Origin of the sequence: Paenibacillus contaminans, assembly GCF_003285015.1 — a bacterium.
Lineage (GTDB): Bacteria > Bacillota > Bacilli > Paenibacillales > NBRC-103111 > Paenibacillus_V > Paenibacillus_V contaminans.
The window spans coordinates 140,295-149,911 of record NZ_QMFB01000021.1 but is presented as its reverse complement, the minus strand read 5'-3'; the positions used below and the strand labels follow the sequence as shown (position 1 = coordinate 149,911).

The following is a 9,617-nucleotide window of genomic DNA, read 5'->3' as shown; positions in this document are numbered from 1 at the left end:
CGGCCGCCGTCGCTCGCAAGCGCCGCCGCGCGATCGGTGCCGCCGCCGTCGCTGGCCCGGCAGGCCGCGCGCTCTGCGTCGCCGCTGCCGCCGTGCGCTGCGGTCTCTGCGGCCGTCTCTGCGTCGCCGCCGAGCCGGCTGCGGATAACCCGCGCCGGATTGCCGCCGACGATGCTGTACGGCGGCACGTCCTTCACGACTACCGCGCCGCCGGCAATGATGCTGTGCGCGCCGATGGTGACGCCGTCGACGATGACCGCGTTCGCGCCGATCCACACGTCGTCGCCTATGCGGATGCCGGCATGTGTGCACGGCTGCTTGAAGATCGGCCTGTCAACCTCGGAAAAGCCGTGGTTGAAGCCGAAAATGCTTGTATGCGTGCCTATTCGCACGCCGTCGCCAAGCGTAACCAAGCCGGCAAGCGCGGCGAACGGATTTAACGTGCAATCGGCGCCCATCTCGATTTGGGGGCCGCGCACCGTAGCGTTCGCCGCAATGTAGCTGCGATCGCCCATTTGCAGCTTATCGGCATAAACATGCGCGTTCGGCGAAACGAAGCAGCCTTTGCCGAAGCAAACGTCACTCTTGGAAGCGAGGAACGACTGCCATTCGGCCTGTTCCGCTTTTTGCTCCTCGGTTATGGACAGCCACGGCATATGGTCGACCCGGTCGTTCAGCCAAGCTTGCTCGCGGTTTTGTTTGATTATCATCTGGTTACCCTCCAATAAAATGATGATCGTCTTTCGATTGCAGAAGAGTCGCAGTACCGTTTTCGGGACAATAGTGCGTACAGGAAATTGTAATTTTCTCGGAAGGATATTGGGGAAAACGAAATTATTCGTTACGGAATCTTTACCTTTACCCGAAGTGTACCACTCCTCCCGCATCCGCATGAATGGCAAAAACGGCATCGTCTTTTGTCAAAAACGCTCCTCGATTTGTTATAATGGGCTTGATCCAAAAAGATCGTTCAAGAGGGGTTGTTGTAAAAAATGATTCCCGCTTTCGATATTTCCGGCCAACAGGGTTATGCGGTCTTTCATCTGCTGTGGGCCGCCGCCAAACCGACGTTTCCCGGCTGGACGGACTGCAGGCGGAACGTCCGGGCGCACAGCTTTTATTACATTCATGAGGGCGAAGGCACATTCGCCGTACAGGACGGCGTCTTCGAGGTGGAAGGCGGGACGGCGGTTTATCTGAAGCCGGGCCTGCAGATGGAGATGGCCGCCTCCGCCGAACGGCCGCTGCAAATGACGATGATTGTCACCGACCTGCTGATCGTCCCGCGCGGCGGCGAAGGCTGGGAAGCGCCAATGCAGGCGGCGGAGCTTGCATTGCCCTTTATGCGCAAATGTTCCATCGACGAGGATCGAAAGCTGGCGCAAATGTTCCGGACGGTCGTGGAGGAATGGGTGCCCGGAGCGAATAGCGGCGGCTTATCCGTGCAGTGGAAAATGCTCGAGCTTGTCGACGCGCTTCATCGCTGCGCCCGCAGCGGGCAGGACAGCGGGGATAGTCCCGCCGCCTTCGACGCCGTCAAAACTTATCTGGAGCGGCATTACCACGAAGACGTCAAGCTGCATGAGCTGGTGCGCCGTTACGGCATTTCCGGCTCGTATCTTCGCAAGCTGTTTGCCGCAAGGCTGGGCGTTACCCCGAAGGGTTATTTGAGCCGCATCCGCAACGAGCACGCCCGCCGCTATTTGCTGCATACGAACGCCTCGATGAAAGAGATTGCGTCGTCGTGCGGCTATCCGGACGAATACCATTTCAGTAAGACGTTCAAGCAGATGAACGGCATGCCGCCAACCGATTTTCGCGCAAAAAGCCGATAAATAGTTCCAAACGACCCGATCCAACGAACCATGCTATAATGGAATGACGAAGATAACTTACACAAGAGGATGAACCCGCGTGAGAAGAACTGCCTTTACGAAGCTGCTGCTGCAGTTGACGGCCGCCGTATTCTTGATAACGCTTTCAACCGGCGTGCTCGTATACCGATATGTCAACCAGACGCTCAAGGAGGAAGTATTTCAAGCGAATACCGAGCTGCTCGGACAAACCAAAAACATGATCGAGCTCTTCCTTCGCGAAACCGAGCAAATGGCGACGTCGCTTGCGATCAACAAAGATGTGCAGCGGGCGATTTGGCTGCCCTGGGATCAGCGGGACAGCTACGATTTTATGCAGAACGTCAACGTGCTGTTCAGGGACAAGCTCGTTTCGTCCAGCTATATTCACTCGATCTATCTGTACAACGTCAAGAACGGCAAAAGCATCTCGAACGGCGGCGTCGACCAGCTGGCCGATTCCCGTTTTGAGCATGAGGTGCAGAGCTTTCTCGAGAACAAGTCGCCTATCGCTTGGCTGGATACGAGAACCGTCGACGGCGTCGCCGGCAACCAGGACAACCTGATCAGCTTCATGATGGGCGTGCCCATTAACGAATATCCGAAGTCGGGCGCGCTGCTGCTGAACATCAAGGAGGACCTGCTGTACGATGCGGTCGTTAATATCAATAACAGCAGGCTCGGCAACGTGGCGATACTGAACAAAGACGGGCAGGTGCTTTCCTATAAGGACAAAAGCATGCTGTTCAACCGTTTCGAGCCGGCAGAGGACCACAGGATGGACGGGAGCAAATCGGGTTATATGATCGCCGATATGGGCGGTGTATCGACGTTCGTCTCCTACATCACGTCCGATTTCAACGGCTGGCGTTATGTGACGCTGAACCCGGCCAGCGAGGTGTTCCAGAAATCGAGCCTTGTGCTCCAAATTACGTTGACCGTATCCGTCATTTGTCTTGTCATCGGCCTCCTCCTGGTCTCGATCGTTTCGGGCCGGCACTATAAGCCGATCCGGCGCATGCTGCGGGCGGTCGAGGGACAGTTCGGCAAGCTTCCGCCGCCGGCGGGACAGCGGGACGAATTCAGCTATATTACCGATTCGTTTCATTACTTGGTCGGACAAAACGAGGAGTTCCAGGAACGCTTCCGGCAAAATGAAATGGTGCTCAAAAACCATTTTCTGCTCAGTTTGCTTATCGGCCAGCAGAAGGATCAGCACGATATCGTGCGCCAGATGCAGTATTACGGCTTAAACGTCGATCCGGAGCGATTCGTCGTCCTTGTGCTGCGGCATAAAGGGCTTGCCTTTGCAGAGACGGCGGCGGCAGAGCTTATCGAAGGCTCCGACGGCGAACGGTATGCCCCCGGCCGGGACGAAGAAAAGGACCGCGAAGAAAACTTGCTCAGCTACGGCATCATGACCCTCTGTGAAGAAATCGTCAACGGGTTAGGCAAAGGCGTCGTCGTCGCCCGCATCCAGCGCTTCGATACGGCCATCGTGCTTAATGTGCCCGAGCGGATCGGAGAGGGTTCCGGTACGGCGATCGGATTCGCCAAAAATGCCGCCGTACGCATTCGCGACGTTTTGGAAGAGAAGCTCGGCCTGCAGGCTACGGTAGGAGTCGGCGGTTATTACGAGCGGGCGCCCGATATTTCCGTCTCGTTCAGCGAGGCGATGGAAATGCTGCTCTTGGAGCGCGTCGCAGGACCGGGCAGCGTCATTTCGTACGAAGACATGATGGGCGGACCATTCAGCCGCAAAAGCTTCCTCGCCTATAAGAGCCAGTCGGACAAGCTGATTCAAGAGCTGAAGGCCGGTTCCCTCGAGAACGCCAAAGCGGTCAAAAATCGGCTGATCGCCGAGCTGCAGGGAGAAGAAGAGCTGAGCTTCCCTTACAAAAATATGGTGCTGACGCAAATCGTGCACAGCCTCGTCACCGTCATCTTGGAAATAAACGGGCAGCTCGAGGATGTGTATGCGCCCGGGTACAACATCTATAATGAATTCGGCAGGCTGAATTCGCTGCAGGTTATGAGCGGCTGGTTCGACGACGTGCTGGAGAAGACGCATCATTACATTCAGAGCAAGCGGGAAAACAAAAACGCCGATCTGGTCCGCAAAATCGTCGAATATGTCCGCGCGCATTTTGCCGAGCCGCTGACGCTGCAGGCGATCGCCGATCATGTTTATATGAACGGCAATTATGTTTCGAAGCTGTTTAAGGAGGAAACCGGCCAAACGTTTCATGAGCTGCTGACCGATATCCGGTTCAAAAGCGCATGCGACATGCTTCGCGGCACCGACAAGGGTATTAACGATATCGCGGAACGGTGCGGCTTCGGCCAGAAGCAAAATTTGATCCGCACGTTCAAGAAGCAGCTGGGCATGACGCCGACGGAATACCGCAACAGCAATGTGATCGACAGGCTGGAGCAATAGGCGCAACAGCCGTTAAGCCGCCGCGAAGCGCTCAAGGGAATCGTTAAACAAGGAAATGATTAAGCTCGTGAAATGTCGTATCTTTCTATATAATGGGAAGAAACGACTTCTCGGGAGGTGGACGGCATGGGCAAAAAATTTCCGGCGCTTCTGCCGGAGCATGAAGCGTTCATCAAAAAGCAGCATATGTTTTTCGTCGGCTCGGCGCCGCTTAAGGCGGACGGCCATGTCAATCTTTCGCCGAAGGGGCATGACGTGTTCCGCATTCTCTCGCCAACGGAGGTCGCCTACCTGGATTTAACCGGCAGCGGGAACGAAACGAGCGCGCATGTCGAGGAGAACGGCAGAATAACATTCATGTTTTGCGCATTCGAAGGGCCGCCGATGATTATGCGGTTGTACGGGACGGGACGCGTCGTGCTTCCGGGCACGCCGGAATGGGAGGAGCGCATCCCGCATTTCGAGCTTCTTCCCGGCGCGCGTCAGCTGTTCGTTGCCGACATCCATACGGTGCAGACGTCATGCGGCTTTGCGGTGCCTTTCCTTTCCTATACCGGCGAACGCGAGACGCTTAAGCGGTGGGCCGTGCAAAAAGGCGAGGACGGCATTCGCGACTATCATCGCGAGAGAAATACGCTTACGCTTGACGGCGACATGACGCCGCTCGGCAGGAGGTTATCGGAAGCCGATTGATCCTCCTTCATCGCAATTTTTCCTTAATAGTGTGCACTGACGCGTACAAAACAAAAAACGGCATCGACAGGATCGCTCCTGTCATGCCGTTTTTTTATGCCGGAAGGGTATACCGTTGAGGCTGCACCAAACCTGCGGTAAAGCTTACGCTTGTTTAGCCGCTTCGATTTCGATCGAAATTTTCACTTCGTCCCCGATCAATACGCCGCCTGTTTCCAGCACAGCGTTGTAAGTGAGTCCGTAGTCGCTCCGTTTGAGGCTGCCTTTCGCGCTGAAGCCGGCTTTCTCGTTGCCCCAAGGATCTTTGCCCGCGCCTTCGAACGAAACCTCGAATGTTTCGGAACGCGTAACGCCATGAAGCGATACGTCGCCGGTTACGTCGTACTCGCCGTCGCCGGTCCGCTCGATGGAAGTTGCGACGAAGGTCAGCTTCGGATATTTTTCGATTTCGAAGAAGTCGGCGGAGCGAAGATGCGCGTCACGGTCGCTGTTTTTCGTATCGATGCTGTTCAGATCAATGTCAAAGCGGATGGAGGCGGACGTCAGGTCGCTTGGATCGGCTTCGATTTGAGCCTCGAATGCGTGGAACGTGCCTTTCACTTTAGCGATCATCATGTGCTTAACGGAAAAATCAAGACTGCTGTGCGAAGCATCGACTGCCCATTTCGTGTTTGCCATTATAAAAAAACCTCCTCATTATTAACTTACTTTAGATAACTAACTAACTTATTCGTATAATACATATTCTATTCGAGTCCCTATTTTTTGTCAATCGTTATTTTTGTAAATGCGGAGAGCGGGAAGAAAGTCGCTGAAAACCGGCATTTTTACCGGATTTGACGCCAATCTGAGAAATTGATACCAGGCCGAAGTGTGAAATTGAAACCGTTTTCCGATTCCGAATCTTGTTGGGATTTTCGGCTGTTCGTATGCTTGAAGCACATTCCGTTTAAGCGGTCCGCTGCTGCCGGGCCTTCCCGCCGCTTGCAACGAAGCGCTTACAAAACGGCGGCGTCCAGACCCGGCAGCATGACGCAACGGGGCAATTTACTAAAGAAAAGGGGGCTTGAGACGATGGCGATCGGCAAGGTTTGGCGGTACGTTTTCACAAACCGTTATCTGTATTTGATGCTGCTGCCTGCGCTCGTTTTTTACGCGGTCTTTCATTATTACCCGATGTACGGGGCGATCATCGCGTTTAAAGACTTCAATATTACAAAAGGAATTTTAGGCAGCCCGTGGGTTGGGACGAAGCATTTTGAGTATCTGTTCGAGCTCGAAAAGTTCAGGACGGTATTCTGGAATACGATCGTGATCAGCTGTTACCGGCTCGTATTCGGATTTCCGGCTCCGATCATCGTAGCGCTGCTGCTGAACGAGATTATGAATCGGGCGTTCAAACGGACGGTGCAGACCGTCATCTATTTGCCGCACTTTATTTCGTGGGTTATTCTCGGGGGCTTGCTCGTCAATCTGCTTTCCACCGACGGCGGCGTCGTCAACAAGGTTATCGAAGCGCTCGGAGGAAGTCCGATCGGGTTTCTGAGCGATGACAGCCATTTCCGCAGCACGCTCGTATGGTCGATGATCTGGAAGGAGTTCGGCTGGAACACGATCATTTATATGGCAGCGCTTGCGGGGGTCAACCCGCAGCTGTACGAAGCTGCCGTCATGGATGGCGCGAACCGGTGGCGCCGCATCTGGCATATTACTATTCCGTGCATCCGCAGCACGATCGTCATCCTTCTTCTGCTTCGGATCGGCAGCATGATGGAGGCGGGCTTCGAGCAAATATTCGTCTTGTATCATACGGGCGTATACAGCGTCTCGGATATTATCGACACTTACGTGTACCGGATCGGCTTGACCGAAGGGCGGTTCAGTCTTGCTGCAGCGGTCGGTTTGTTCAAATCCGTCATCAATTTCGTGCTGCTCATCGTGGCCAATAAATTGGCGCGTATGATGGGCGAGCAGGGCGTTTATTAACAAGCTTAACCTTTAACCTGGCAAAAAAGGGGGATTTATCATGCATAAAACGAGCCTGGGAGGAGCCGTCTTTCAGACGCTGAATTATACGCTGCTTGCGCTTGTCGCCTTGACGACGCTGTATCCGTTCTGGGATTCGCTGATCGTTTCGATCACGCCGCTGCAGGAGAGCATGGCGACGAATATTCACTTGTTTCCCAAAACGATCACGTTCGAAGCTTACGGTCACCTGTTCAAGCTGCCCGAGTTATGGTCTTCGTACCGGGTAAGCATTTTCGTGACGGTCATCGGGACGGCGATCAGCATGTTCATGACGGTATTGGCCGCATATGCGCTGTCGAAGCGCGATCTCAAGGGGACGCGCATCATCATGTTTCTAATCGTGTTCACCATGCTTTTCAACGGGGGCCTTATCCCGACCTATATGGCCGTCAAGCAGGTCGGGCTGATGAACTCGGTCTGGGCTTTGATCATTCCGATGGCGCTTAATACGTACAACCTAATCATCATGCGCAACTTTTTCCTCGGCATGCCGGAGAGCTTGGAGGAAGCGGCCAAAATAGACGGTTGCACCGATGTCGGCATCCTGTTCCGAATCGTTATTCCGCTTTCGATGCCGGCGATCGCGACGATCAGCCTGTTTTATGCGGTGACGCGGTGGAACGAGTTTTTCGCGGCGGTCATGTACATTACGGACAAAGACGCCTGGCCGATCCAGCTGTTTCTGAGGTCGATGCTTGTGGAGAACGCGGCCAGCTATCAGGGGGGCTCGGACAATCCGTTCCTGCTCGGGCAATCGATCAAAATGGCGACGATCATGGTCGCGACGATTCCGGTCGTCCTCATTTATCCGTTCTTTCAACGTTTCTTTTCCCAAGGCGTCATGCTCGGGGCAGTGAAGGAGTAATACCGGTTCGACGGCGCTTTCGTTTTCGAAAACGCGTTGAGATATAATAATCAAAGGGAGGTTTCTCAATTGAACAAAATCAAGAAACCAGCAGCATTACTGTTAAGCGCTACCATGGTGTTTACATTAGCCGCGGCATGCGGCAAGAAGGAGAACGGCGCCTCGCCGGAGCCAGGACAAAGCCAAGCGGCCGAAAAGCCGTCCAAGCTCGTTTTCATGACGACCGGCGACGTAGCGGCAGGCAGTCTGAAAGGGAATGACCGGATTATTGCCGAAATCAACAAGCGGCTGGGCATCGAGCTCGAGCTGAAGATCGTGCCGGAGGCCTCGTACGATAAAATTAATGTCGCCATGGCGACCGGCGATTACCCGGACGTGCTTACGATCAACTATCCGACGAACTCGCTAAGCCAATGGATCAACGAAGGGATCGTCATCCCGATAAACGATTATTTGAACAGCATGCCGACGGTCAAAAGCAAGCTGGAGAGCAGCCTGTCCTGGACGGCCGTGAACGGCAAATATTACGGTTATCCGTTCATCGAGCAGGAGCGTTCGAACGTCAACCTGGTGTACCGCGCCGATTGGCTGGATAAACTGGGCCTCAAGCCGCCGCAAACGCTGGACGAGTTTTACGAAGCGCTTAAAGCGGTCGCGACGAAGGATCCGGACGGCAACGGCAAGAACGACACCTACGGACTAACCTCAGCCAAAAACGGCGCCGTCGTGCCGACGTTCGATTTTATTTTCTACGCGTACGGCTTGCAGAATGGGGACTGGGCGCTGGACGAGAAAGGAAGCGTCATCCCGAAATTCGAGCATCCTTCCTTCAAAAAAGGGATGACTTTCCTGAAGAAGCTGTGGGATGAGAAGCTGATCGAGCCGGAATATATGCTCAACGATACGCAAATGAAAGAGCAGAAGTTTTATCAGAGCAAGGTCGGCTTTATGGACGCATCTTTGTTCCGTCACGTGAATAGGATCGAGACAAGCCTGCAGAAGCTTAATCCGAACGGCAAACTCGGATTCGCAGCTCCGCCGGCCGGACCGGAGGGAACCCGCGGCATGAGCGCGGCGCCGAAAACCGGTTTGTTCACTGCGATTACGAAGGGCTCCAAAAACCCGGAGAAAGCGGCTAAATTCATCGAGTTCATGCTGTCGAAGGAAGGCCGCGACCTGCTTCAGCTAGGTATCGAAGGCGTTCATTACACCAAAGACGGCGACAAAATCGTCTATAATGAGGAAGAACGCGCCAAAGACAGCTTCGCTTCCGGCGGCTGGGCGCATCCGCTTGCATGGGGCAGCGTCGTATGGCCGCTGACCGAAAACTATTTGCCGCAAACCGAGCCGCAAGCCGATCGCGCGAAGGATTCGGTACGTCTCGCATCCGAGAACATGAAGCCGAACCTGGTCAAATTAAGAACGCCGGCGGAGATCGAATTCAGCGGCGTCGTGAACGAGCTGTACTACCAGTACTTTACCAACATGATGATCGGCAAGCTCGACATCGATACGGGCGTAGCCGAGCTCGGCAAAAAATGGCGCGAGCAAGGCGGCAGCAAAATTTTGGAGGAAGTCAATCAGGCGTTCAAGGATAAGAAATAAGGAATGGCACGGTTCGTCCGAGCCTTATGAAATAACGGCTAAATAGCGGGAAATAGAGACGAAATAACGGCTAATTAGCAGGAAATACAAATCCGGAAAATCTCCTTTCAATATCCGTTTCGCGGCTTTTCGG

The 9,617-nt window shown here is 54.3% G+C and carries 7 protein-coding genes and 1 pseudogene; 6 read left to right on the top strand and 2 right to left on the bottom strand.

What is annotated here, in order from left to right:
- Nucleotides 1-134: 134 nt before the first annotated feature.
- A pseudogene (locus DQG23_RS43840) lies at nt 135-296 on the bottom strand (DapH/DapD/GlmU-related protein); the annotation flags it as partial.
- Nucleotides 297-992: 696 nt separating this feature from the next.
- On the opposite strand from DQG23_RS43840, the gene DQG23_RS28955 reads away from it, so the two are divergent.
- The 3 genes from DQG23_RS28955 (at nt 993) to DQG23_RS28945 (ending at nt 4,986) form a co-directional block, all read left to right on the top strand.
- Complete coding sequence (locus tag DQG23_RS28955; protein ID WP_113034526.1) at nt 993-1,835, top strand: helix-turn-helix domain-containing protein; 843 nt, start codon at nt 993-995, stop codon at nt 1,833-1,835.
- Between the two features lie 79 nt (nt 1,836-1,914).
- Entirely contained in the window at nt 1,915-4,293 is a 2,379-nt protein-coding gene (locus tag DQG23_RS28950) for a helix-turn-helix domain-containing protein (RefSeq protein WP_113034525.1), read from the top strand.
- Nucleotides 4,294-4,419: 126 nt separating this feature from the next.
- Complete coding sequence (locus DQG23_RS28945; protein ID WP_113034524.1) at nt 4,420-4,986, top strand: pyridoxamine 5'-phosphate oxidase family protein; 567 nt, start codon at nt 4,420-4,422, stop codon at nt 4,984-4,986.
- Between the two features lie 144 nt (nt 4,987-5,130).
- On the opposite strand, the gene DQG23_RS28940 is transcribed toward DQG23_RS28945, so the two are convergent.
- Nucleotides 5,131-5,664 carry a YceI family protein gene (locus tag DQG23_RS28940; RefSeq protein WP_113034523.1) on the bottom strand — a complete coding sequence of 178 codons (534 nt, stop codon included), beginning with the start codon at nt 5,662-5,664 and terminating at the stop codon, nt 5,131-5,133.
- A 396-nt stretch (nt 5,665-6,060) separates the two neighbouring features.
- On the opposite strand from DQG23_RS28940, the gene DQG23_RS28935 reads away from it, so the two are divergent.
- The 3 genes from DQG23_RS28935 to DQG23_RS28925 all read left to right on the top strand — a co-directional run bounded on the left by DQG23_RS28935 (nt 6,061) and on the right by DQG23_RS28925 (nt 9,484).
- Nucleotides 6,061-6,972: an ABC transporter permease gene (locus tag DQG23_RS28935; RefSeq protein ID WP_113034538.1), complete on the top strand. Its 912-nt coding sequence runs from the start codon at nt 6,061-6,063 to the stop codon at nt 6,970-6,972.
- Between the two features lie 40 nt (nt 6,973-7,012).
- Nucleotides 7,013-7,879: a carbohydrate ABC transporter permease gene (locus tag DQG23_RS28930; RefSeq protein WP_113034522.1), complete on the top strand. Its 867-nt coding sequence runs from the start codon at nt 7,013-7,015 to the stop codon at nt 7,877-7,879.
- A gap of 69 nt (nt 7,880-7,948) precedes the next feature.
- Entirely contained in the window at nt 7,949-9,484 is a 1,536-nt protein-coding gene (locus DQG23_RS28925) for an extracellular solute-binding protein (protein ID WP_238178085.1), read from the top strand.
- Nucleotides 9,485-9,617 lie beyond the last annotated feature (133 nt).